Origin of the sequence: Levilactobacillus yiduensis (assembly GCF_024718525.1) — a bacterium.
Taxonomy (GTDB): domain Bacteria; phylum Bacillota; class Bacilli; order Lactobacillales; family Lactobacillaceae; genus Levilactobacillus; species Levilactobacillus yiduensis.
On record NZ_JAMXAZ010000035.1, the window covers coordinates 1 to 22,503 of the forward strand.

Sequence of the window (22,503 nt, forward strand, 5' to 3'; positions counted from 1 at the left end):
TGGCTCGGTAGCTCAGTCGGTAGAGCAATGGATTGAAGCTCCATGTGTCGGCGGTTCGATTCCGTCCCGCGCCATTATGGTGGGGTAGCGAAGTCTGGCTAAACGCGGCGGACTGTAAATCCGCTCCTTCGGGTTCGGTGGTTCGAATCCACTCCCCACCATCATTATAGGGATATAGTTCAATGGTAGAACAACGGTCTCCAAAACCGTCGATGTGGGTTCAACTCCTACTATCCCTGTTTGTAATGTGATGGCGGTATTGGTGAAGGGGTTAACACACCGGATTGTGGTTCCGGCACGCGTGGGTTCGATTCCCACATACCGCCCTAGATTGGGGCATCTTGATTTATTCAGCTGGTCCAGTCAGATTGGATAGGCGATTATGGTGGTATAGCCAAGTGGTAAGGCAGAGGTCTGCAAAACCTTCATCGTCGGTTCGAATCCGATTACCACCTTTGACTGGGTGTATCCAATCAAGTTTTATGAATTTTTTTGCCGGAGTGGCGGAACTGGCAGACGCGCTGGACTCAAAATCCAGTGACCGTTGAGGTCGTGTGGGTTCGAACCCCACCTCCGGTATCAGATGTTTCATCTCGGGAGTCATTGCAATAGGCGATGGCTTTTTTGTTTTGTTGGGAAAATGAGACCAGGTCAGTGACATCGACGCTTGGGTAACCAGTATCAATGGGTAGGACTCGCCGGTTACCATCGCTGAGGAAGAACCGTGGTGGGGAGTATCCAGGGTATTTTCAGATTGTTTCCACCTGTATTTGGGCCTATACTTAATCTTGTATTAAATATGTTGCAGGATTGGGAGGTTCATACATAAATGAAAAAACGGGATTGGCAAATACTGTTTGGGTTAGCGGCTATCTTACTCGGGTGGCAGCTGACGGGAGTGGCCGCTCAGGCGAGCTATAACAGCATGTTTGCTCGTGAGGGGTACTTGGCCAAGCATGAGCGTTTAGACGCGACACGGACGTTTGATCGGCGAATTAGCCGCTATAAATCCGTGTATATCACCCAGAATAAGGCGGGGCGTATCCGTAACGTGAGCGTGATGTTTTACGCCAAACCGCAGCAGGATCACTTCACGACCTATGCCAGCCATTGGATCAACGTGCGTCAGCTTCGCAATGGCCAGTTGTACGCCTACAATGACCGAACCGTGTATGGCAACTACCTGGTTGCCTATCACCAATTTGGTCGGGGACACGGGACGACTATTAAAGCGGGAAGTCGACCGGTGAAGCTGCACTTTTCTAAGCGGGGGAATCTATTGATCAAGTATCAAAAGAGCCTGCTGACGGTTCACCTGAAGAACGGTCAGATCAATCTAAATGGCAAGGCAACTAGTGCTAAGCACAATCGCCAATTTAAGCGAGCCGTCCCGACAAAGGGGAAGCGCGTGAACCGATTGATTGCGGATGCAAAGCGGTACCTTGGCGTGCCCTACAAGTATGCCGGCCGGGATGCCTTCGGTGGCCTAGACTGTGCCTCATTCGTCGATCAGGTCTATTTGGACGTGGAACACCGCGATATTGGCGGTATGACTGGCGTTCAACAGAAGTTAGGGAAGCACGTGGCCGTTCGGAAGGCCAAAGCCGGGGACTTACTCTTCTGGCAGATTGCTGGGCAGAAGTACACCTACCACGTGGCAATGGCTATCGGTCATGGCAAGCTGATTGAAGAAGCTGGGAAGTCGGTCCATATTTCTAAAATTGCTAACCGACACCCACAATTTGCGATTCATATGAAATAACGATATTTGGTGGAGGTGAGTTGCTAGCCTCCAGCGCACACGTAGAAAATTCTGAGTCTTGAGCAAGTGGGGCTTGCGAAATAAATTAACTCTGGTAGGATGAGTGATATGACAAAACAAGAAATGACAAACAAAGACAATATTGCCGTGTTCAAGGCCCTCGCCGATCCGATTCGTTTTGAAATTGTCCGCTACTTAAGCCAACTTGACCATGAAGTGGCTTGTGGTGAGATCGGTCAGGCGATGCAGATCAGCAAGACCTCGGGGTCCTATCACTTTAAAATTTTGCAGGAGGCCGGATTAATTACCGCTCATAAGGTGGCACGTGAAAAATATGTAACTTTAGACCGCTCGACCTTTGACCACTATTTAACTCATTTCTGGCAAAACTTATAACGAACTAGACCAATTGGGAGAAGCCGCTGCTGGGCTTCTCCCTTTTTAATTTGGGCCTTGCCAGGGTGTAAGCATCATGATATGTTTAGATAGTTCAAAAATATTTGAACTATCTTATGGCGTAAGGAGATTGGGAAATGAGTGAAAATGTGGGTCGCTCAAAATGGGTACTGTTGCTGACGTCACTTGGCTTTTTTATGGCAATGATGGATACCATGATTGTCACTACGGCTTCAACAGCTATTCGGACGCAATTTCAAATATCGGTGAGGAGCCTCCAGTGGGCATTGAACGCTTACAATATTACTATTGCAGCGGTCTTGTTGATTGGTGTGACCCTAGGTGAACGTCTGGGCCGACGGAAAATTTACAACTGGGGAATCTTAGTCTTTACTTTGGGATCAATTCTATGTGCTTTGGCACCGAATATTAGTTGGTTAATCATTGCCAGGATTATTGAGGGGATTGGCGCATCGGTCATGACGCCGATGTCCATGTCAATTCTCACGAATTCTTTGCCGGCTAGTCAACGGGGACGAGCCCTGGGTATTTGGGGTGGTATCGGCGGACTCGCATTGATTGTGGGTCCCTCACTGGGGGGATTGATTGTGGCGCAACTAGCCTGGCAGTGGATCTTTTGGATTAACGTTCCGGTAGGTGGGCTGGCCATACTTTTATCTAGGCGACATCTGCCAGAAAGCTACGGTCAGAACGCGCCGATTAATTTGGTTGATAATGGCCTGATCATTATTGCCATGGCCGGCATTGTTTGGGCCCTCTCTGCAGTTAACGGCAGTGGTGGTATGTTAGCTCTGATGGTGGGTGGCATGAGTTTAGTCGCGGGTGGATGGTTCATTCGCCGGCAGTCTCAGGAGACCATGCCGATGGTACCCTTAGCTCTTTTTCGAAATAAAACCTTTGTTGGCGGAAATCTCGCCACTGCCGGTCTCTACGGTTCTATGTATGGTGTGGTCTTTTTTCTACCGCAATACCTGCAAGTCAGTCAACAGGCCAATGCTTTGACTGCTGGCCTAGAATTACTACCTTGGACTGGAACACTAGTTGTCGTGGCACCGTTTGCCGGTCGAGCTGTGGATCGATTTGGTGAGCGATGGGTCGCCACCATTGGCTTGGGCTTACAAGGTCTTGGCTATCTGCTGATTGCGCTACTGGTTAGACAATCTTATTCGTGGTTAATTGTTCCACTAATGTTGGCAGGCATTGGACTGTCGATGGCCGGGCCGGCGCTGCAAAAGTCCGTTCTGGGTGCTGTGCCAAGCATGATGATTGGTAAGGCCTCGGGGGTATACAATGTTTTTCGTCTCTTGGGCGGTGCGGTGGGCACGACGGTGGCTGTGATGATTTTTTACCAGTTTCATGGAAGCACATTTACGAATGGGTTCCAGGCGACCATGCTAGGTGCCGCCAGCATGTCCTTAGTAGGAATTGTTTGGTCGAGACGCTTACATCTTAGCAAGACTCTCACAACCGAAGAGACCACAGACTTTCAAAATTAACGCCTCACTACCGAAAAAATGACAAATAAAAACCCTAGCTGGACTGGCGGCTAGGGTTTTTGCAGGTATTCGTCAATGTTTGATAGTGATTAATCGTTGTAGGCGTCTGCCAAACCGACCTTGTCTTGGTGGTCGATGGAGGCGTAACGATCGGAAGCATACATCACGCTGGACTTGCTAGAAGAATGGCTTAAGCCTAAGGCATGGCCAATTTCGTGGGTAGCAACGTTAGTCCGTTGGTTCTTGGTGTAACCGTACTTGGTTAATAAGCTGCGGTTCAAGGTGGACTTTGCAGAAACGATTTCGTTGTCGTTGCCCTTGTTTAAGTAAGAGTAGTTGGTGTAACCGGCTAACTTGCCGCTCTTGGTGCTGAGGGAAGCGGAAGAAGTCAACGTGATGTCAGCCTTTTCGCCGCTCTTGGCAGCCTTTAATTGAACAACACCGACTTTGTTCCAACGCTTAACGGCGTTCTTCCAAATGCTCTTGTAGTAGCTGGAGCCCGTGTTGGTCTTGTATGTAATTGTGGTTTGATCCCAAGCACCCCAGGAAGGTGTTGGTTTGCCGGTAGCGGCGGCGAAGATGGTGGAGCTGAAGGTTGCTAAGGTGATGACCAGAGTTGCGATAACTAAGACGGTCCATTTAATAATTTGTTTGAACATTTTGAATACCCGCTTTCTTTTAATTCCGAATGATTCGCTTTTTAATTGCTTACTATCTTATTGACTATGGTTAGTATAAAGCGAGAACTAAAAGAGTTGGACGGACACTTCTATGGGGATGGATAGTTTCGACGGGACAATAATTGTAAAGTGGACAAACTTTATCCCATAAACAGGATTGTGTGGTACTAGATGGTTACACATTGGCATTTGTGGCCACTTTTGGATGTAAGCGATTTGCGGGTTGGTTAAAGATTTTGCCAAATAAAAAAAGTCCCGCCACCCAAATCGTCAAAAACGACTAGGGCGTAAGGACCATGAGATAATTAAGCGAAATCAGTCAAGTGTAACGAACATTTCAGCGAGTAAAACCGTTAAACCCGCCGTAAATCACAAATATTTCACTGCAGTGCCGTAGGCGGCCACGGATTGCATGTCGGTACCAATCGATCCGGAGTCAAACCGCATCATGACCACGGCGTCGGCACCCATATTGCTGGCATTGACGCGTAGCCGGTCGACGGCGACGTTACGGGCTTCATCTAACATCTTAGTGTAGTCCTTGATCTCACCGCCCACCACGTTCTTCAGGGAAGCGCCAATATTACGGAGGACATTTTTTGATTGCGTGGTTAACCCAAAGACTTCACCGATGACCTCGTACTCGTGCCCAGGAATGTGTTCCGTCGTGGTAACTAAAATATCTGCCATGTGAATTCCTCCTCTATAGTTGTCTTAAATATACCCAAGCGGGTGGGAGAAGGCAAGTCAAGTCGGCGAATAAATATTTTTTGAAGACGCATTATTAGAAAATTAATTGCGAAGCGACTGCATTTATCGCTTGTTTGCGGATGTATATACACAAGATTAGACGTGCTTCGGATATTTTTAGCAAAATCTATGCAAAATAAGTTGGCAACAGGTGTTCATGATTGTATCTGTATTAATAATAAGGTCTGTTAATTAGGAATGAAGTGTGTTAATTTGAAATCAGTACTAGTGCTGACTAGTCTAAAGGAGGAGAATTAATGACACTTGCACCACATGAAATCAAGCGGATCTTGAGCGTTGAAGAGGCGTTATACACACCCATTTCAGAAGAAGATCGGCAATTGATTGATCAGTTTTTGGAGCTGCGCCAGGCCTACCAGTTAGTGACGCGGCGAATCGAGGATGCCTTGCAGGCGCCTTTAGACCATTACCAACAGCGACGTCACTTCTATTTGGACGTTGGGGACCTGGCGCATTTTCGCATGAACTTCTTCGAGTTGGTCGGCCACTTCCTGCAAAATACCGTGGGGTTGACCTACCGGCTGGAACTGTGGGACCGGGGCTCTCACCGTAAGTACAGCTTTTCGGATCAAGACTTGGCCGCAGCATTGCGTGACGACTTGCACACGGGGACGGCAGTTGAAACGCTGGTGTATGAGACGCTGAACTTTCGCTTACGGCGGAAGTTTGAGGTGCGCGGGCGACACTTGTATTGGGAAAAGTCGCAGTTCTTTGTGGCGGGCAAGGAAGTTCCGCTGACGGATGGCTTGATGCAACTCCAGTGTGAATTGGAGGAGCGGTTACCGGGAATACAGGGGACCATTTTGAAAATCAAAGAGTTCACGTAAACGGTGGGGGCTGTGGCCAATGGTGACAGCTCCTTTTTGCGTGTACAACACAATACTTAGCCGACAACGACCATTAAATTAGTCTTTACCCATCACCCGCGACCCATATTGAACGGTAGGCGGCTGGATTTGGCGCACAAAAATTGACCAATCAACAGCTGATTGGTCAATCTCAGTTCATTGTGGAATTCAGGGCTAATTTGTCTGCGAGCAAACGCTTAGTCGTCGTGATTTGGCCGCGTAACAAATCTTTGTGCGCCACCGCAATTACGTTGGGGCGGCTACGCAGGTGCTGATTGCTGCCGAGAATTTGGTCATCGATCAGGTAGAGCGCGTTGGGCGCTACCGTGAGGTCCCAATGATGTTCAGCGTGGACCTGCGTTGTGGGTAAGTGCAGCGCAGTCGCCAAGTTTTGACAAAAGTGAGCGAGCAAAGCAGCATCCACGACGCGATTACCGGTGAGCGTGGGTTGAAATTTACCACTGAGGATGTCGCCAATCACTTTGATTTCGGTCATGCAGGTTCCTCCATTACTAGATGATGCCCCATTTTAGCACGGTTTAGTGGGAAAACGGTAGTCGTGGCCCCTGGGTTTAGCGAAACTTTAAAATCTCTCAATAGATAATTGGTCTGCTTAATGGTTAATAGAGAATGAGAACGCCTACCAGAAACTGGCAAATGCCGGAGAACGTTAGCCGGTAGCGTTGATTGAGTCGTTGCTGCAACCACCAGTGAGCCGCCAGCAAGAGGACAATGACGATCGTGTGCCAGGTAAATGGCAAACTAAATAAGGAAAGAACACAAATAATTGGCGTGATTAAGGTTAACCGCCAGTCCCGTTCGGCCGTCAAATAGTAGGGCTCAAAAAAGGCCAAGTAACTAGTCATCAGGGGAACTAAGGGTGTCACGAATTGTAAGGCGAGGTAATGGTTACGTAAGAAAAACAAGATTACGGGCACACCGCAGCCGGCTAACACGCTGAAGACCACTAGCCCATAAACGGACTGAAGGCCCAGCTGAGGCACGCAGGCGAGCACTAGGAAGATACATAGCAGTAGGGCAAACACCTGGACTAAATGGTCATCAGGTGCCGCCAGAAAGCCCATAGTGGCGGATGCAACGACCAGGATGGGGCCGATGGTCGATTGAAAATGGCGTTTCAAAATCAAGAAGGTGCCGGCCGCCAGAAAGATACCGTAGATGGCGAGGAAGAATTTGACGTCGGTCGCCAGGGGTGTGCCGGTCGCGGCGGTCGTGCCGGCCAGCCACCACAGAAAGTTTTGACAGAAGACAAAGATGAACAGTTGCTGGACCGTTCGGTTTTTGAAGAAGGCCATGAGAGTGGTCATGGAATCGCTCCGTTTCGACTGATTAATTATAGTGTTGCCTTTTATCTTAGTAATTATTTGGCTGTGGGTCAACGGTTCTTTGAGAAATTTACCGGCGCTTCCTTTTAAGTCGGCCGGATTTGTGTTAAAATTCTTGAGTTATGAGTCAATTCCCGATAGGATTCACGCGTCTTGTGAAGCTGCCTTGTAACCGAATGGCGTTGAGATTATCGGTCAACTCGCCGTCTACTATATCTAGGGGGAATATCCATTGCAAGAAAGACATTTATTTACTTCAGAATCCGTTTCTGAGGGCCATCCCGACAAAATCGCCGATCAGATCAGTGACGCTATCTTAGATGCGATGCTGGAACAAGATCCCGATTCCCGGGTTGCCTGCGAAACGTCCGTCACGACGGGGCTTGTCCTGGTCTTTGGTGAAATTTCGACCAAGGCCTACGTCGACATCCAAAAAGTGGTTCGCGAAACTATTAAGGAAATCGGCTACACGGATGGGCAATACGGCTTTGATGGCGACAACTGTGCCGTCCTCGTGGCGATCGACGAACAATCACCTGATATCGCGCAAGGGGTCGATGACTCTTTGGAGACGCGTGAAGGGGATGAAGATCCACTCGACAAGATTGGTGCCGGGGACCAAGGCCTCATGTTCGGCTATGCCGTCAATGAGACGCCCGAATTAATGCCATTGCCAATCGAATTGAGCCACGCGTTGATGCGGCGAATTGCTAAGCTGCGGAAGGCGGACGTGATCGATTACTTACGGCCCGATGCCAAGGCTGAAGTCACAGTTGAGTACGACGACAACGAACGCCCAGTCCGGGTGGACACGGTTGTGCTGAGTACCCAACACGATCCTGACGTGACGTTGGATCAAATTCGCCAAGACGTGATCGAACAAGTCATCAAGCCAGTAATTCCAGCTGACCTGTTGGACGATCAAACGAAATACTTCATTAACCCCACGGGCCGCTTTGTGATTGGTGGACCACAAGGGGATGCCGGGTTGACCGGTCGGAAGATCATCGTCGACACGTACGGTGGTGCTGCTCACCATGGTGGTGGGGCCTTCTCCGGGAAGGACGCTACCAAGGTGGACCGTTCTGCCAGTTACGCCGCCCGGTACATTGCCAAGAACATTGTGGCGGCCGAACTCGCTACCAAGTGTGAAGTGCAGATTGCCTACGCCATTGGGGTAGCGGAACCTGTTTCCGTCTACATTAACACGTTTGGCACTGGTACCGTGGCTGAAAGCAAATTGAACGCTGCCGTTCGGCAATTGTTTGACTTGCGGCCAGCAGGTATCATCCAAATGCTTGACTTGAAGCGGCCAATTTACAAGCAGACCGCCGCATACGGTCACTTTGGCCGGACCGACATCGACTTACCTTGGGAACATCTGGATAAGGTCGACGCCTTAAAAGCAGCTGTGAAATAATTAAACGAACACATGGGAGGTCGGGGCGAGCAATCGTTTCGGCCTTTTGCTTATCGGCAGAAGGTTGATTAACCCATTAATCCTGCGTGCTAATCACTAAAACTAGTGAAACCCAACTGCCGCCGGCCACCGCGTTCCGCCCCATATTTGGTGAACGGCAGGTGGTCAGCTCGAACCAAGTCGTTTTGTAGTGCCAAGGTGCACGACGATTTAGCTGAAATTTACTGGCGCAATCAGAGGTTCAAAGAAAAAATTTAAGCTAACGACTTGTTTTTTTGACGGTTAGCCGTGATAATTGGTTTATTACTGAAAAACAGAAATTGGGCAGTAGCAGCAATTGGCTACGTAGATTCGTTGTGTGGTGGGGCCAACGTGAGGAGGAAATTATGTCTAAGAAACAAACTAACGTTGGTTTGGTCACTATTGCTGTCTTTGTTGCCACGTTTATGTCAGCCGTTGAGGGGACCATCGTCTCGACGGCCATGCCGACCATTGTCGGTGATCTGCACGGGGTGGCCCTCATGAACTGGGTCTTCTCTATTTTCTTACTGACCAGTGCGCTAGCGACCCCCATCTACGGGAAGTTGGCGGACACCGTTGGTCGGAAATCAGTCTTCTTGGTGGGCCTGTTCATCTTCGTGTTGGGGTCCACGCTGTCCGGCATGTCGCATAGCATGGAAACGCTGATCGCTTGGCGGGCCCTGCAAGGAATTGGGGCCGGCGCCATCATGCCCGTGTCCTTTACGATCTTAGCCGACATCTATCCCGTTGAGCAACGGGCCCGGGTCATGGGTCTCAATGGCTCTGCCTGGGGAATTGCGGCGGTGGTCGCACCGTTACTGGGTGGGTTCATCGTCGACCAATTGAGTTGGCATTGGATCTTCTTTATTAACATTCCTATTGGGATCATTACCATCGCCCTGATTTGGTTCTTCTTAAATGAGTCAACCGAGCGTAAGGCTTTCACCATGGATTGGTTTGGTTGCTTCTGGTTATCAGTGGGGTTGTTGGCAATGATGCTGACGTTCCAGCTGCTAGGGGAAGGTCAGATCAACGTCTTGTGGGTCGTGGCCGGATTTGCCGTGGCCATCGTGGCCTTTGGGCTGTTTATTCGTCAAGAAAAACGAACGGCCGACCCGTTGATTCCGATGTCGCTCTTCAGTAACCGCACCTTTGTGATTCAAAACCTGATTGCCGCATTGTTAAGTGGCTTCATCATGGGCTTTGAAGTTTATTTACCCACTTGGACACAGGGCCTCTTAGGCTTAATGGCGTCACAAGCTGGGTTTGCCATCACGCCAAGCTCGTTGATGTGGATCGTGGGGTCGTTTATTGCGGGGAAGCTCCTGTTGAACCGCTCACCTTACAGTATCGTGAATTTGGCGTTGGCGCTGGTCTTAGTCGGGGCCGTCACGATGGCTGTGATTCCGGCTAGCACGCCGTTCTGGTGCTTCTTCATTATCGCTGCCATCTGTGGGACCGGTTTTGGGATCACCATCACTACCACGACCGTGACCGTTCAAAGCAAGGTGGCCGTGGACGAAGTGGGGGTCGCTACCTCATTTAACACGTTGTCGCGGACGCTGGGGCAAACTATCATGGTCTCCATCTTTGGGATTATCATGAACCTGGAAATGGCCCGGGGCGTTGCCAGTCATCCCGGCACCAGCATGGCAATGATGAATAAGTTAATTAACCCGCAGACGGCTAAAGAATTGCCGGCGCACTTGTTACCGACCCTACATGGTATCCTATATCAAGGGCTCCACGTCATCTTCATTGGCGGGGCACTGCTGATTGTCATCTCATTCTTAGTGAACTTTTTTGATCGCAAGGATACAGAACAGGTTGCGGGGCACCAGGGGTAATTAGTCCCGTTTTAAGTTAAGTTACGGTATAATAATGCTAAACAACCAAAAGTGGAGGCGATAAGATGTTTGAAAGTAATCACGCACGGTACGCAAGTTATGGCACGGTTGCGGCCTTGCCGGATAATATGATTGACGCAATCTGGCAGATTATTGATCACGACCTCCAAGGGTTGTTTCCATTAGATAATCTGTTGACGTTTAAGCTACACAACCACCAAGGCAATACGACCTTTGAATACGTCCAGTCGGATGACAAGCAAATGACGTTGCGGGCGGGATTCGACACGGACTTTGGCTACACGCCAGAGCTGCCAGAAACGGTGTTGGCTTACGACGATGGTGACAGTCAGATTATCCTGCTGCCATCTGAAACGAATGACCGGTAAAAATTGACGCAATGAAAATGGTGATTGTGACGGGGGATGTCCGCTGTCGCAATCACCATTTTTTGTTTTGTCTGAGAGTTGTTTAGTAAATTTAAACGGTCGACGCAAATCTGATAACAGGTGCTGTCTAAAATTCGGCGAGCCGGCTGCAAGTGTTCTGCTAAAGGTTGCAAGTTTAAAAGTAGCTAAACTTATGGTGACACCAGGGTTTACAGGGATAAAATTAGTCTTTGAACGTCATGTAGTCCGTACTGGCCGCCTTACCGTCCGCCCACAGCGTTCCGGCCCATATTCGGCGAACGGTAAGGCGGCCAGTCCACACAAAAATCGTCAGGACTACTGAATCAAACCAAAGTGACGGAGCCCGTGGACGATGCCGTCAGTCGTATTAGAAGTGGTGACGTAAGCGGCTTTAGCCTTGGCTTCCGGCACCCCGTTGCCCATAGAAATCGGTACGTCGACCTCATCAAACATTTGCAGGTCATTGTAGCCGTCGCCAAACGCGTACGTTTTCACGCCTTGAAGACCAGCCTTATCCAGTAGAGCTTGAATGCCGGACTGCTTGCTGACGCCGTGGACCATGGTGTCTAAGCAGCGTGGGTTGTTGCGGACCAGGTCTAATTGGCCAGCAAATTGATCGTGGTATAATTGATCTTTATCGCGGTTGAAGACGTTGATGAAGTTAATCTCTTGATGTTGGTACCAATCAGGATCGACCACGGGGTTCAGCCGCAACAGCTGAAAGTTTTCGGTCGTGTCGGCGTTGGCCTGACTGAGCCGGAAGCCTGCACGATTGTAGTAGGCCAGTGGATCATGGTGAGCGTTGGCGAAGGCCGTGATGGCCGCTAACGTTGGCTGATCAATGATGGAAGCGGTGAGGCGTTTGCCTTCAAACTGCACGTAACTTCCGTTGGCACCGACGACAGAATCAATGCCAGTGGCGTCTAAAACATATTGAATCTCAAAAATGTTTCTTCCTGTCGCAATAACTGGTAAAATATGATGTTGTTGCATTTCGTGAATGGCAGCGATGCTGGCTGGCAAGACGTTCTTGTGGTCGTCAAACAAGGTGCTATCCAAATCAAAAAAGACGATTGCTTGATACATATTTAACCTCCTAAATGTTGACGTGTTGCGGTTCTATTATACAGCAAGAACCAAAGTTGACGAAATGGCGGAAATTTTTTTTGCCAAGCAAATGTAGTAGTTGCCATTTTTATGTTACACTATATCTTGTATTTTTAATTAAAGAGGGGCTATCATGGTGATAATTACAGCTGGAATGATCGGTGTCGGTAAAACGACCCTTACTGGAAAGATTGCGTCACACTTGGAAACTCAAGCATTTTTTGAACCGGTTGGTGATAACCCAGTGTTACCACTTTACTACCGGGACCCAAAGCAATATGGGTTCTTGCTACAAATTTACTTCCTGAACAAGCGGTTTAGCATGATCAAACGGGCCCTTGCGGACGACAACAATGTCCTGGACCGTTCAATCTATGAAGACGCGCTCTTCACGCGGGAAAACAACGCAGAAGGCAACATTACGGACACTGAGCTGGAAGTTTACCTCAACCTGCTGGACAACATGATGAATGAACTGAATGAATTGCCAAAGAAGGCCCCCGATTTGTTGGTTTACGCTGACGCTGACTTCGACACGATCCTCCACCGGATCAAGAAGCGGGGCCGTGACTACGAACAATTCGATGATAATCCTGAATTGGAATCATACTACAAGAAGATGTGGACAGCCTACCAAGGCTGGTTCGCAGACTATGACGTGAGCCCTAAGATCAAGATCGACTTGCAAAAGTACGACCTGGATGTTCCCGGCAACACAGAATTGGTACTGGCCCAAATCGACGATGCCTTAAAGGACATCCGCACGCCAGTTAAATAAGCACGTTGAAGCCACCACCGGTTTAATCGGTTGGTGGTTTTTTTATGGGACGAAATCGTTAAGGAATACTAAAGAAAGGGGGTCGGGGGTGACAAACGGCGGCTGGATTTCGTTAGTAAGTGTATAGGGGCCAAAGATTGCGGATTGAAGAATGAAGGTCGACTAGAATTAATATCATTCAGCGCGATAAAACTAGTTGTGTGCAGTTACGTGGTGCGCACTGGCCGCCTACCGTCCGCCAAATATGGGTCGGAACGCGGTGGGCGGACGGGTCGAGCCAAAGTCCGGTTTCGACACCTCGTCTTTGAGCCGAAGGTCGCGTCTCAAAGACGCCAGTTACCTAACCAGCAAATAGCGCTGCTAAGGTAACTCCCACGGCTGAACCCATATTTGACGAACTCCGGCTACAAGGTGATTACCAATGGACAACTAATTTAACTCCTAGTGTTAGCTACTTTTTTCACTGGCTTGGAGGTTAACATACAGTTACCGAGAAACACCATCCCGCCGGAGTCAACCAGCAGTGCAGCCAGCTGTGTCGTCCCAGTTAGCTGGCGTTTCTGGCCAGGTTACTGGGCGGGACGACTTGAGAGACTGGTGGTTTTTGCCAGGCTTTCAAGCGAACCGGAAGACCGCTCCTCAGTCTGGAGGTGTTCCCCAGAGCAGGCGGAACTGTTGGCTGACGGAGGCATTCTGGTTTCGCAAATCTAAGTGGTTAGAATATTAGTCAACCGTCAATCGAAACCAAAAGAGCACGCCGCCTCCAGTATCGGAAGCCACGTGCTCAAACAGATTTAACCCAGTTTCTTAGCGATGTTGGCCAACGTGACTTCTGCTGTGTCCGCGAAGACCATGTCAGCGGCGCCCAATTCTGTGGCGTCACCAATGCCCAGGGAGACTTCGCCAGCGGCATTGATAGCGGCGACACCAGCGGCGGCATCCTCGACCCCAATGCATTGGTCAGCAGGGAGGTTCAAGAGTTCCGCGCCCTTGGTGTAGATTTCTGGATCCGGCTTGCCGTGGGTCAGGCTAGCGGGGTCAACGATCTTGGGAAAGTAGTCGGCCAGCTGTAATTTGCCCAGAACCCGTGGCGCGTTCTTGGAGGCGGACGCCAGTGACAATTGATACCCCTTGGCACGCAGGTCATCCAAGAAGGCCTTCATACCAGGTAAAATGTTAGCGGGCGTCATCTTATCGACTTCGGCCACGTAGTTCGTGTTTTTTTGGGTGGCCAGTTGTTCCTTTTCGGCTGGGGTGTAGTCGTTTTCCTTGCCGCCAGCCTTGAGGATCATTTCCAACGAGTCCATCCGGCTAATGCCCTTCAAGCCGTTGGCCAGTTCGTCGCTCCAAGCTACGCCCAAAGAATCGGCGAGTTGGTGCCAAGCGGTCCCGTGCAAAATGGAGGTGTCGGTGATGACACCGTCGAGGTCAAAAACAAATCCTTTAATATCAGCAAACTTAGTCATGTAAAGCACTCCTTAATAAGTGATAGTTTGTGGAACGTTAGGTTTTAGTGAAACAGTTTGTTGCCCAATTTTAAGTGTTGCGGTGTGGTCTGCCGTGACGGTCACACGATGGTGATCGATGGCAAAGGTGTAGCGCGTCCCGCGTAGCAGGTGGCTGAATTTAACGGCATCCCAGGCTTGTGGCAAATGCGGATTGACCGTCAACTGTTCTGCCAAGGCGTCGACTCCGGCGTAGTAACGCGTCGACATCAAGGTGACGGCGCCCATGACGCCCAGGTGAATGCCTTCGGCTGTGGTACCACCCTGGATATCGTAGTAGTCAGAGAACAACGCCTGGGAGAAGAGCTTCCAGGATTGGTCCATGTTGCCAGCCATGGCGGTCAGCGCGGCATAAACGATGCGTGACAGCGTGGAGCCATGGGTCGTGCGGTCCAGGTAGTACTGCAGATTTTGCAGTAAAGCGCGGCGGGGCAGGTCATAGCCCAACTGTTTGAGTAGCCCCAAGACCTGGGACGCATCCAGATTGTAAAAGGCCATGAGCGCGTCGGCTTGTTTAGCCACTTGGTAGGCGTCGGGCGTTTTGCCTTCCGCCTTTAGGATGCGGTCCATCCGCGAAATGTCCCCATACTTTTGCCGATACTTGGTGAAGTCCAGTTGCGGCAGCTTGAAGTAGCCCTCGAATTGGCCGATGATGCCGTCTGGACTGATGTCGAGCTTGAGGTGATGACTGACAGCGGCAAATTGCTTAAGCGTATCGTCAGTCACCTGTGTCTTGTGATCGACTGCCTGCAAGGTTTTAGGCGGCAACGTTTGCCGAATCTGCTTGAGCTGGTTGAACAGCCAGGTGACCATCAGATTGGTGTAAGCATTGTTGGCCAGGCCCGTCGTATCAGCGTTGGGATAATTCTCGTGGAACTCGTCCGGGCCCATGACCTTGTCAATCGTGTAACGGTGAGTGGCGTTGTTCAATGTGGTCTTGCTGAGCCAGAATTGGCCGATCTCCTGTAGCATTTCCAAACCGTACTTTGCCATGAAATCGGTATCGCCGGTGATGCGGGTATACAGGATGACGTTGTAGGCAATGGCCAAGGAAACGTGGCGTTGGAGGGACGAGTAGTCGGGGTCCCAGGTGTTGGTCAACGGATTCAGGTGGGTGACCTGTGACTGTTCATCGCCGTGTTCACCGGATTGCCACGGGAACATGGCCCCGGCATAGCCAGCCGCTTGGGCGTTCTTCTTGGCTGCGGGCAAACGCCGGTAGCGATAAAGCAAAAGCTGCCGGGTCAGCTTCGGGTCGTGGAGCGCGAAGACGGGCAAATCAAACATTTCATCCCAGAACACGTGTCCCCGGTAAGCTTCACCGTCCAGTCCCCGGGCGTTGATCGAAGCGTCGATCTGACCCGAACGAATCGCCTGGACCGCCGAGAAGAGGTGATACAGGTTGACCCGAGTCAGTTTTTGCGACGTGATATCGCCGCTGATTTGGATATCGGCGTCCGCCCAACGGCTTTGCCAGTAGTTGGTGCTGCTGGTCAGAGTGTCTTCAAAGGAGGCTTGCTTGAGCTCAGCGGTGGCTGCTTTCAGGAGATTGCCAGTTGTTTCGCGACTGGTGAAGAGGACCACATTTTTTTCAAAGGTATAGGTGTGTTGTGGTTGAACTTCGACCGAGCGCATTTGCCGGACTTGTTGTTCCGCGTTGGGCCGGGTATCGCTAGGCGCGTTCAGGGATTCACCAGGACCGGTCAAATGCGCACCGATGGCCATATCGACGTGGGATGAACGCGTTTGCGCTTCCAAAAAGATGCTATCGGGTTGTTGGCTGGTGCCGGTGATCCGGAGGTGCCGTTGGTCAAAGGCGTTGTAGCGCGCCACGTTGCCGTTGACGACGCTACCGTCGATGGTCGAATAGACCTGTAGGCTGCCCGCAAAGTTGATGGGCGTGATGCTGTAGCGAATCGCCAGGCGGTGCCAGTCCTTGAAGTTGGCCAGCTTGCTGGTCTTGATCTGCAACGTGTGACCGGTCGATAGCTGAACCAGCATGGTCGTGGTCAGCGTCCCGGTGTGAAGGTCCAGGCTCCGGTAGATGTCTTGGATATCAGCGGCCTTAATTTGAAAGGGATTCTGGTGATCGACGCCAAAGGACAGGGCTTGGGCGTTCGGTAGGTTGACCAGGTCTTCGTTGGTGACTTGGCGACCGTTGAGATTGGTGGTCAACTGGTCATATAATCCCGCCGTATACATGCCGGGGTAGTTGTCCGCGTCCGCGTGGGCTTCCGTATAAGCGCCCCGCACACCAAAGAATCCGTTGCCCACCGTGAGCATGGCTTCCTGGCCGTAATTGCGCTTGCCTTGGTACTGACCATAATAGTCCAGGTGCCATGTTAAGTAGTCGCGTTTGGCCTGTAAGGCGGCTTCTAGGCCCTGATTGGCAATGGCCTGCTTGCTGACGACCGGAATGTTTAGCATGTTGGTGATGGCCAGGCCGATATCGATTCGTTGGTGATTGATGCCCACGACCGTATCGGAGAAGGGGTAGCTCAAGGCGTTATCGACCACGGCGGCATCCACGTCGAGCCCCGCTAATTTCAGCCGGAGATTCTCAAGGTTTTCGCCAATCGTCTGTTCCGAATTGTATGCAATAATAAATTGCCGCTCGCCAGACTGATCTGTCGGGTGGTAGCTGACTTCCAAAGAATCATCTAAAACGTGTAATGTAATGATTTTCAAAGCTGATTCGTCATCCTTTCTGCTAAATGATAGCGTATTCTTTCACGTTTAATCTTAGGCTAACTGGTCGCAATAAGCAATTATTTCCGTTCAGAATGGTCAAAATAATAATTATCGTGAACGCCGAAATGGCGCAATTGCAATCGGTTGCAGCTTTTGGACGTTCTTGCTTGTGACGGTGAGAACTGACTCATGTCTGGGATGATGGTGCGCTTGTCTCCCTTGCTGAGCCGGACACGCGTATCTGGATGGATGATTAGAGCTCACTGACAATTACGGCCATAGGAAATGTTTGGGGCAAAATATCCAAAGTCTTTGGTATCTCCGTCCTTACATTGCTGAAACCTGGGCCAAAAGGCAGCTGGTTCTACGCTCATAAGAAAAAGAGCCCGGAATTTTCCAGGCTCTTTGCAGCATACATATTTAAGCTAGTTGACCACGTACAGTGGATCTTCACCCTTATCGACTCTGACCGCGTTCTTGGCAACGATAGCGGCCATAGCATCACGAGCTTCCACCGTGGCGTTACCGACGTGTGGCGTCAAGATAACGTTGTCTAAGGCCTTGAATCCGTCGTCTACGTTAGGTTCTGCTTCGTAAACGTCCAGAGCAGCGCCGGCCAGTTCACCGTCGCGTAGGGCTTGCAGCAAGGCAGCTTCGTCGATCACGGGTCCACGAGCGGCGTTGATGAGGTAAGCGGACTTCTTCATCCGTTTGAACTCGGGCGCACCCAACAGGTGATGGGTCTGGTCGTTCAGTGGACAATGCAACGTCAAGACGTCACTGTTGTCGATGACTTCATCCAACGTGGCGTAGGTCGCGTTGAGGCTAGCCTCAGTGGCGGCGTCTAGTGGGTGACGTTGGGTGTAGAGAATCTTCATGTCAAAAGCAGCCATCCGCTTAGCAACGGCTTGGCCGATTTGGCCCATACCGACGATTCCCAAAATCTTCCCGGCGAGTTCGTGGCCCAAGAAGAAGAGTGGGGACCAGCCGTCAAAGCCCTTGGTCCGCATCAACTTGTCACCTTCGACCATCCGATGGGCCAAGGTGATCATCAAGCCGGTCGTCACTTCAGCGGTCGAGGTCGTGGAGACCTTCGGCGTGTTGGTGACGGGGATGTTCTTGGAGCGGGCGTATGCGGCGTCAATGTTATTGAAACCGGCGCCGTAATTGGCAATAATCTTTAACTGAGGGTCGGCGTCGATCACGTCTTTATCCACTTGCGTAGACAGTGGCGTAATGAGGTAATCCTTGCCGACAATTCGCTTCAACAACTCGTCCTTTGTGATTAATCCGCTACCTGAATAACTGTCAACATCGAGCCCGGCTTGGTTCAAAATGTCTAGGGCTGACTGGGGAATAGGTGCAGTTACTAAAACACTGGTCATGAGTGTCACTCCTTCAGTAAAATTTCATTTCACAAGTCTATTGTAATCGTTTTCACCATGGAAAGCATCCTTCACTGAAAAAACTTTCGAAAAAATCTGGCAAACGTGGTAAGCTGTGAACCATAAGGCTGATGGAAAGGGGTTAACAACCGTGAAAGTAGTCACAGGTTTCCTCATTGTTGTCCTCACGGCTGGCTTGGTCGGCGGGACTATCTGGCTGATGCTCACCCTGACAATCGCCGCGTGGCTGGAGGTGCTGATTGGCGTCGTCGGCTTCGTTCTGGCCACGGTCGTCAATCTCCTGTTATTCTGGTTCCTCTGGCCACGGACATCGTCGTTTGATGAGGATGACGACTAAAAAAGAGTGGGACAACAGGCGCTTAGCTGGCGAGCATTAAGGCTGGTAAGCCAATAACAAAAGGTTGCAAGATTGAAAACAGCTAAATTCATAGTGACGCCGAGGTCTACGGGGACAAAATTAGTCTTTGAACGCCATGTAGTCCGTGCTGGTCGCCTTACCGTTCGCCAAATTTGGACCGTGACGCTGTGGGAAGGACCGGTCGAAGCCAAAGAGCGGTCTTCAACCTCGCTTCGAGCCGGAAATCACGTCTCGAAGACGCCAGTTTCCAAGCAGACCACTTGAAAACTCCCACGGCTGAGTCCAAATTTAGCTCACTCACGGCTACACAGTAGATTACCCGTTAATGTAGATGTATATCACCTTTTCAGCGATGTTCCTGCCAACTTTATGGTTGTCACTGACGTAACCGGAGGCAGTCAGAGGTGGAGGTTGCTGTGACAACGGTGTTAGCTGAGCGTTTTTTCTCAGCTTACACCGTGGGACGTGTTTGGAGATTGACGGGGTTCGTCAAGCTTGGCGGACCGTTCCGCAGGCCGCTGGCGTTCCCCATAGCTACCGGAACCTCTGACAGCCGCAGGTGGTGGCGTGAACTAAATTCACGTTTACAATCCTTGTCAGCTGAGTATTATCAGTTTAAGCGGAACCAGCTGCCTGTTGGCTCAGGTTTCAGCCATATAAGTTCGAAGAGCCCCAATAAGCAAGGTCACTTTGTCCCGAACGCACAAAAAAAGACCATTACGATAAGTCGCAATGGCCAAAGAGTAAGGTTACAACATAATTGGGGGATTATGTTGTAAAAAATTTCATCTACTTTGGGGGAGTAAAATGAAATCAGTCTGTTGAATGAGGACAGAAGCCTCACGGGACAAGTCCTAAAACTTACCCGCAACCATATATTACCGCATTCCTTAGAAAATTGCCATTAAAATATAAATTTTTCGTTAAACGGATTAATCCGGACAGGGTGAGACACCACGTTTCGTGGTACTTGCCCGTGGAAATGGCAGTTAGTTAGGCGAATCAACAAAAGTGAGAGGATGATTTTTTGTCAGCAAAAAAGCGGCAATTCGGCAGTACCATGGCGTGGCTTTGGTTGATCCTACTAGTCATTATTTTAAATATCGTGCAACTACCTTTGTTATTTCTTGGCCACGGAACGGTAGGTCAGCGGTTCGTTTGGGCAGTCATCTACCTAGCTGGTTTTGCGGCCACCATCGCCTTGGGGTTGTGGGTCTACCGGCAAGCTCATCCGGTGAAGTGGCAACGGCTGACAGGGAAAGATTGGTGGCTGATGGTCAAGGCGTACGGCTTCGTGATCCTGGTCGAAATGATCCTGGGCATCGTCAATAACCTGCTCTATCATCAGACCAGCACAGCCAATAACCAGGCCATCTCGTCCTTTATGGGACAGGGGACCTTGACCATGGTCATGTTGAGCCTGACCGCCGTCTTAGCCAGCCCCGTGATTGAAGAGATCACGTTTCGGGGGATTCTGGTAGACGGCTGCTTCCCGGCGAACATGTTTTGGCTACCAATCGTGGTCAGTGGCGTGGCCTTTTCTATCGTGCACATGAGCACCAATCCCGTGAGCTGGCTGATCTACGCCATGATGGGCGGGACGTTCGCCTACGTGTATAAGCGGACGGGCAAGCTACAGAGCACGATTTTTCTCCATGGATTCAACAATTTGATTGCGGTCGGGGCTATGTTGCTCACACTGCATTAGTATACGAAAAAGCGGGTCTGGGACAAAAGTCTCAGGCCCTTTGTGTCTCCGAATATCTGGTGTTGAAACCTGGACCAAAAGGCAGCTGGTTCCGCTTAAAACTGATAAGCAAACAATCCAAACCCGGGATTATTCGCTTATCAGTCTTAATGCTCGCCAGCTAACCGCCTTTTGTCCCACTCTCGAAAAAGCGCCCGGGCTGCGAAAACAGTCAGGGCGCTTTGTGGCGTTATCGATTAGAGTTCCTTGTCGACTTCTTTAGCAATCTTACGTTGATCGCTGACGATGTCGAGCTGGCTCTTGACGGTCACGAGCTCGTGCATCATATCGTCGATTTCATCATTGGACATGCCCAACAACGTTTGGCATTGGCCAATCCGCGTGTAAACTTCATCACGCTTGGTGGTCGCCATTTCAGTCAAGTGAATCAAAACTTGGCGTTCGTCGGTCCGGCTACGAACACGCTCGACCCAGCCTTGCTTCTCCAGACGCTTCAACAGTGGGGTCAAAGTCCCACTATCGAGTTCCAGGCGTTCACCTAGTTGATGGACGGTCAGTGGCGCGTCTTCCCATAGCACCAACATCGCAATATATTGAGGATAAGTCAAACCAAAGGGTGCCAAGGCGCTTTGGTAGAAATGGTTAAATTTTTTGCTGGCAGAATAGATGGAGAAGCAGAGCTGCTCATCTAAAAGAATCGGTGTAACTTTCGGCATGGCACAGGCCTCCTTTCAATTACTTTCCAGAGTATTGTATACAATTAAATTGCTGCTTGCAAGTAAAAACTCCCGGATTAAATCGCTTGTGAGAGCTGACTTGCCGGAATAAGTGTACGATGACTCCAAAAATGCGTTAACGTAACGTTTAAATAATTATATAGCATATCGACAGCTAACTTCAACAATTATTGATAAAATAAGTTTTTGCTTTTGAAAATTTCTAAATGGATAATTGGTTTGTTGGGGGTATGTGACAATTGCTTAGTTATTGGCAGATCCGAAGAAAATTCGAATAAAACCGTTCACGGTGGGTGCAATTACCCCTAATTGATGTAACGGATTAGTAGAAATGACCCGTTTTGTCAATGAAAAACAAAATGACTTAGTTAGTTAACGATATGCATCTAAGTATAGCAGAAGATTTGTAAAAGGAAAGTAAAATTAGTGAAATCATCCATTAGAATCGCATGAGGACACGATGGAAAACACTTTAATGAATCACAATGTGAAACAATTATCAGGCGATAGTTTGATTGAATATAACTCTTAGTTTATGTCAGTAATGAAAATGGGGCAAACTGGTTTTGAACATGCATAGTTTAGCTTGCTATTTACGTGGGATTAGGTACAATAAAGGTGTAGAGAGATTTATCCACATCTAATAAACTGTGAGGATGCCTGATTAGGGCCGAAAAATCCGGTGGGAAATCTTTAAACGGTCGTTGCAGACCAAAAGCGTGGTAGTGATAGTTTGGGGTGTAACCTTACTAGGGAAGGATTGCGACAGGTTCAGCCGTCGCCAACGAGGAGGAAACAAATCATGAGAACGCGAAGCTTAGTTGAAGCCAAAGAACACTACAAAGCATACAAGGCAGGCAAACATTGGCTCTACGCTTGTATCACGGTCGCAACGGTCGGTCTGGGACTCATCGGCGGTACGGGGATGTCCGCGCAAGCCGATACAGAGCCGGCTGGTGAAGAACCAGCTACGACGGTTGTCGCTGACCCGGCGACTGTTCCAGTTAAGGACGATAGCAGCGTTGGTTTGGGTGACCAGGAGGCTACCAAGACGGCTACCGACAGTCAAAGTAATGATGTGATTCAGGATGACAATCCAGACGTCAGCGAAGATAACGGGTAGCGTCAAGAATCTTGTGTAAACGAAATGCCTTCGTACATATAATATGTATCTAACTTAAATAAATGATGCTTC

General features: G+C 49.9%; 20 protein-coding genes, 6 tRNA genes and 1 riboswitch. Of the genes, 17 read left to right on the top strand and 9 right to left on the bottom strand.

Annotated features, from left to right (window positions below):
- Window position 1: 1 nt before the first annotated feature.
- From NGM66_RS13225 to NGM66_RS13265, 9 genes are all read left to right on the top strand, one after another.
- Window positions 2–74: transfer RNA gene (locus NGM66_RS13225), tRNA-Phe, on the top strand.
- A 4-nt stretch (window positions 75–78) separates the two neighbouring features.
- A tRNA-Tyr gene (locus NGM66_RS13230) sits at window positions 79–161 on the top strand.
- Between the two features lie 7 nt (window positions 162–168).
- Window positions 169–239: transfer RNA gene (locus NGM66_RS13235), tRNA-Trp, on the top strand.
- 14 nt (window positions 240–253) lie between these two features.
- Window positions 254–326: transfer RNA gene (locus tag NGM66_RS13240), tRNA-His, on the top strand.
- Between the two features lie 58 nt (window positions 327–384).
- Window positions 385–455, top strand: a tRNA-Cys gene (locus tag NGM66_RS13245).
- 39 nt (window positions 456–494) lie between these two features.
- Window positions 495–579: transfer RNA gene (locus NGM66_RS13250), tRNA-Leu, on the top strand.
- Between the two features lie 250 nt (window positions 580–829).
- Window positions 830–1,762 (top strand): C40 family peptidase, encoded by a 933-nt coding sequence (locus tag NGM66_RS13255; protein ID WP_208909291.1) that lies wholly within the window; start codon window positions 830–832, stop codon window positions 1,760–1,762.
- Between the two features lie 99 nt (window positions 1,763–1,861).
- Window positions 1,862–2,158, top strand: a complete 297-nt coding sequence (locus NGM66_RS13260; RefSeq protein WP_373418492.1) for an ArsR/SmtB family transcription factor — start codon at window positions 1,862–1,864, stop codon at window positions 2,156–2,158.
- Window positions 2,159–2,295: 137 nt separating this feature from the next.
- Window positions 2,296–3,675: a DHA2 family efflux MFS transporter permease subunit gene (locus NGM66_RS13265; RefSeq protein ID WP_208909293.1), complete on the top strand. Its 1,380-nt coding sequence runs from the start codon at window positions 2,296–2,298 to the stop codon at window positions 3,673–3,675.
- Window positions 3,676–3,764: 89 nt separating this feature from the next.
- Here the strand turns inward: NGM66_RS13265 and NGM66_RS13270 are convergent, their stop codons facing one another.
- Window positions 3,765–4,334 carry a matrixin family metalloprotease gene (locus tag NGM66_RS13270; protein WP_208909294.1) on the bottom strand — a complete coding sequence of 190 codons (570 nt, stop codon included), beginning with the start codon at window positions 4,332–4,334 and terminating at the stop codon, window positions 3,765–3,767.
- Between the two features lie 390 nt (window positions 4,335–4,724).
- Window positions 4,725–5,045, bottom strand: coding sequence for a heavy metal-binding domain-containing protein (locus NGM66_RS13275; RefSeq protein ID WP_208909295.1), 321 nt, complete (start codon window positions 5,043–5,045; stop codon window positions 4,725–4,727).
- Between the two features lie 317 nt (window positions 5,046–5,362).
- Between NGM66_RS13275 and NGM66_RS13280 the strand changes: the two genes are divergently transcribed.
- On the top strand, window positions 5,363–5,953 hold the full coding sequence (locus tag NGM66_RS13280; protein WP_245155229.1) for a hypothetical protein: 591 nt from the start codon (window positions 5,363–5,365) through the stop codon (window positions 5,951–5,953).
- A gap of 172 nt (window positions 5,954–6,125) precedes the next feature.
- Here NGM66_RS13280 and NGM66_RS13285 read toward each other — a convergent pair whose 3' ends face one another.
- Together NGM66_RS13285 and NGM66_RS13290 are read right to left on the bottom strand one after the other, a co-directional pair.
- A complete protein-coding gene (locus NGM66_RS13285) occupies window positions 6,126–6,470 on the bottom strand; it encodes a hypothetical protein (RefSeq protein ID WP_208909296.1) in 345 nt (114 codons plus the stop codon).
- 124 nt (window positions 6,471–6,594) lie between these two features.
- The gene (locus NGM66_RS13290) at window positions 6,595–7,302 is read right to left on the bottom strand and encodes a hypothetical protein (RefSeq protein ID WP_208909297.1); all 708 of its coding nucleotides are present in this window, start codon (window positions 7,300–7,302) and stop codon (window positions 6,595–6,597) included.
- A gap of 133 nt (window positions 7,303–7,435) precedes the next feature.
- Window positions 7,436–7,555: riboswitch (SMK box riboswitch) on the top strand.
- Here NGM66_RS13290 and metK point away from each other — a divergent pair.
- The 3 genes from metK (at window position 7,553) to NGM66_RS13305 (ending at window position 10,997) form a co-directional block, all read left to right on the top strand.
- Entirely contained in the window at window positions 7,553–8,740 is a 1,188-nt protein-coding gene (gene metK / locus NGM66_RS13295) for a methionine adenosyltransferase (RefSeq protein WP_208909298.1), read from the top strand. Its footprint overlaps the riboswitch before it by 3 nt.
- 386 nt (window positions 8,741–9,126) lie before the next feature.
- Window positions 9,127–10,608 (top strand): DHA2 family efflux MFS transporter permease subunit, encoded by a 1,482-nt coding sequence (locus NGM66_RS13300; RefSeq protein WP_208909299.1) that lies wholly within the window; start codon window positions 9,127–9,129, stop codon window positions 10,606–10,608.
- Between the two features lie 65 nt (window positions 10,609–10,673).
- Window positions 10,674–10,997 carry a DUF960 domain-containing protein gene (locus NGM66_RS13305; protein ID WP_208909300.1) on the top strand — a complete coding sequence of 108 codons (324 nt, stop codon included), beginning with the start codon at window positions 10,674–10,676 and terminating at the stop codon, window positions 10,995–10,997.
- Window positions 10,998–11,333: 336 nt separating this feature from the next.
- Here NGM66_RS13305 and NGM66_RS13310 read toward each other — a convergent pair whose 3' ends face one another.
- Window positions 11,334–12,104, bottom strand: a complete 771-nt coding sequence (locus NGM66_RS13310) for a Cof-type HAD-IIB family hydrolase (protein ID WP_208909301.1) — start codon at window positions 12,102–12,104, stop codon at window positions 11,334–11,336.
- Between the two features lie 154 nt (window positions 12,105–12,258).
- Between NGM66_RS13310 and NGM66_RS13315 the strand changes: the two genes are divergently transcribed.
- Window positions 12,259–12,903, top strand: coding sequence for a deoxynucleoside kinase (locus tag NGM66_RS13315; RefSeq protein WP_125577670.1), 645 nt, complete (start codon window positions 12,259–12,261; stop codon window positions 12,901–12,903).
- A 794-nt stretch (window positions 12,904–13,697) separates the two neighbouring features.
- Here NGM66_RS13315 and pgmB read toward each other — a convergent pair.
- From pgmB to NGM66_RS13330, 3 genes are all read right to left on the bottom strand, one after another.
- Complete coding sequence (gene pgmB / locus NGM66_RS13320; RefSeq protein ID WP_208909302.1) at window positions 13,698–14,369, bottom strand: beta-phosphoglucomutase; 672 nt, start codon at window positions 14,367–14,369, stop codon at window positions 13,698–13,700.
- A gap of 12 nt (window positions 14,370–14,381) precedes the next feature.
- On the bottom strand, window positions 14,382–17,096 hold the full coding sequence (locus tag NGM66_RS13325; RefSeq protein WP_208909303.1) for a glycoside hydrolase family 65 protein: 2,715 nt from the start codon (window positions 17,094–17,096) through the stop codon (window positions 14,382–14,384).
- Window positions 17,097–17,524: 428 nt separating this feature from the next.
- Window positions 17,525–18,484 carry a 2-hydroxyacid dehydrogenase family protein gene (locus tag NGM66_RS13330; protein WP_208909304.1) on the bottom strand — a complete coding sequence of 320 codons (960 nt, stop codon included), beginning with the start codon at window positions 18,482–18,484 and terminating at the stop codon, window positions 17,525–17,527.
- Between the two features lie 151 nt (window positions 18,485–18,635).
- Between NGM66_RS13330 and NGM66_RS13335 the strand changes: the two genes are divergently transcribed.
- Window positions 18,636–18,842 carry a hypothetical protein gene (locus tag NGM66_RS13335; protein ID WP_208909305.1) on the top strand — a complete coding sequence of 69 codons (207 nt, stop codon included), beginning with the start codon at window positions 18,636–18,638 and terminating at the stop codon, window positions 18,840–18,842.
- 1,048 nt (window positions 18,843–19,890) lie between these two features.
- A complete protein-coding gene (locus NGM66_RS13340; protein ID WP_208909306.1) occupies window positions 19,891–20,571 on the top strand; it encodes a CPBP family intramembrane glutamic endopeptidase in 681 nt (226 codons plus the stop codon).
- 236 nt (window positions 20,572–20,807) lie between these two features.
- On the opposite strand, the gene NGM66_RS13345 is transcribed toward NGM66_RS13340, so the two are convergent.
- A complete protein-coding gene (locus NGM66_RS13345; RefSeq protein WP_208909307.1) occupies window positions 20,808–21,287 on the bottom strand; it encodes a MarR family winged helix-turn-helix transcriptional regulator in 480 nt (159 codons plus the stop codon).
- 823 nt (window positions 21,288–22,110) lie between these two features.
- Between NGM66_RS13345 and NGM66_RS13350 the strand changes: the two genes are divergently transcribed.
- Entirely contained in the window at window positions 22,111–22,431 is a 321-nt protein-coding gene (locus tag NGM66_RS13350) for a KxYKxGKxW signal peptide domain-containing protein (protein WP_208909308.1), read from the top strand.
- Window positions 22,432–22,503: the final 72 nt, after the last annotated feature.

What these genes read in the sequence shown, in the direction of transcription:
- NGM66_RS13345 (WP_208909307.1), bottom strand. Translation starts at nt 21,287, where the DNA reads ATGCCGAAAGTTACACCGATTCTTTTAGATGAGCAGCTCTGCTTCTCC.
- pgmB (WP_208909302.1), bottom strand. Translation starts at nt 14,369, where the DNA reads ATGACTAAGTTTGCTGATATTAAAGGATTTGTTTTTGACCTCGACGGT.
- NGM66_RS13280 (WP_245155229.1), top strand. Translation starts at nt 5,363, where the DNA reads ATGACACTTGCACCACATGAAATCAAGCGGATCTTGAGCGTTGAAGAG.
- NGM66_RS13330 (WP_208909304.1), bottom strand. Translation starts at nt 18,484, where the DNA reads ATGACCAGTGTTTTAGTAACTGCACCTATTCCCCAGTCAGCCCTAGAC.
- NGM66_RS13315 (WP_125577670.1), top strand. Translation starts at nt 12,259, where the DNA reads ATGGTGATAATTACAGCTGGAATGATCGGTGTCGGTAAAACGACCCTT.
- NGM66_RS13270 (WP_208909294.1), bottom strand. Translation starts at nt 4,334, where the DNA reads ATGTTCAAACAAATTATTAAATGGACCGTCTTAGTTATCGCAACTCTG.
- NGM66_RS13275 (WP_208909295.1), bottom strand. Translation starts at nt 5,045, where the DNA reads ATGGCAGATATTTTAGTTACCACGACGGAACACATTCCTGGGCACGAG.
- NGM66_RS13310 (WP_208909301.1), bottom strand. Translation starts at nt 12,104, where the DNA reads ATGTATCAAGCAATCGTCTTTTTTGATTTGGATAGCACCTTGTTTGAC.
- NGM66_RS13350 (WP_208909308.1), top strand. Translation starts at nt 22,111, where the DNA reads ATGAGAACGCGAAGCTTAGTTGAAGCCAAAGAACACTACAAAGCATAC.
- NGM66_RS13290 (WP_208909297.1), bottom strand. Translation starts at nt 7,302, where the DNA reads ATGACCACTCTCATGGCCTTCTTCAAAAACCGAACGGTCCAGCAACTG.
- NGM66_RS13305 (WP_208909300.1), top strand. Translation starts at nt 10,674, where the DNA reads ATGTTTGAAAGTAATCACGCACGGTACGCAAGTTATGGCACGGTTGCG.
- NGM66_RS13255 (WP_208909291.1), top strand. Translation starts at nt 830, where the DNA reads ATGAAAAAACGGGATTGGCAAATACTGTTTGGGTTAGCGGCTATCTTA.
- NGM66_RS13300 (WP_208909299.1), top strand. Translation starts at nt 9,127, where the DNA reads ATGTCTAAGAAACAAACTAACGTTGGTTTGGTCACTATTGCTGTCTTT.
- NGM66_RS13265 (WP_208909293.1), top strand. Translation starts at nt 2,296, where the DNA reads ATGAGTGAAAATGTGGGTCGCTCAAAATGGGTACTGTTGCTGACGTCA.
- NGM66_RS13285 (WP_208909296.1), bottom strand. Translation starts at nt 6,470, where the DNA reads ATGACCGAAATCAAAGTGATTGGCGACATCCTCAGTGGTAAATTTCAA.
- NGM66_RS13260 (WP_373418492.1), top strand. Translation starts at nt 1,862, where the DNA reads ATGAGTGATATGACAAAACAAGAAATGACAAACAAAGACAATATTGCC.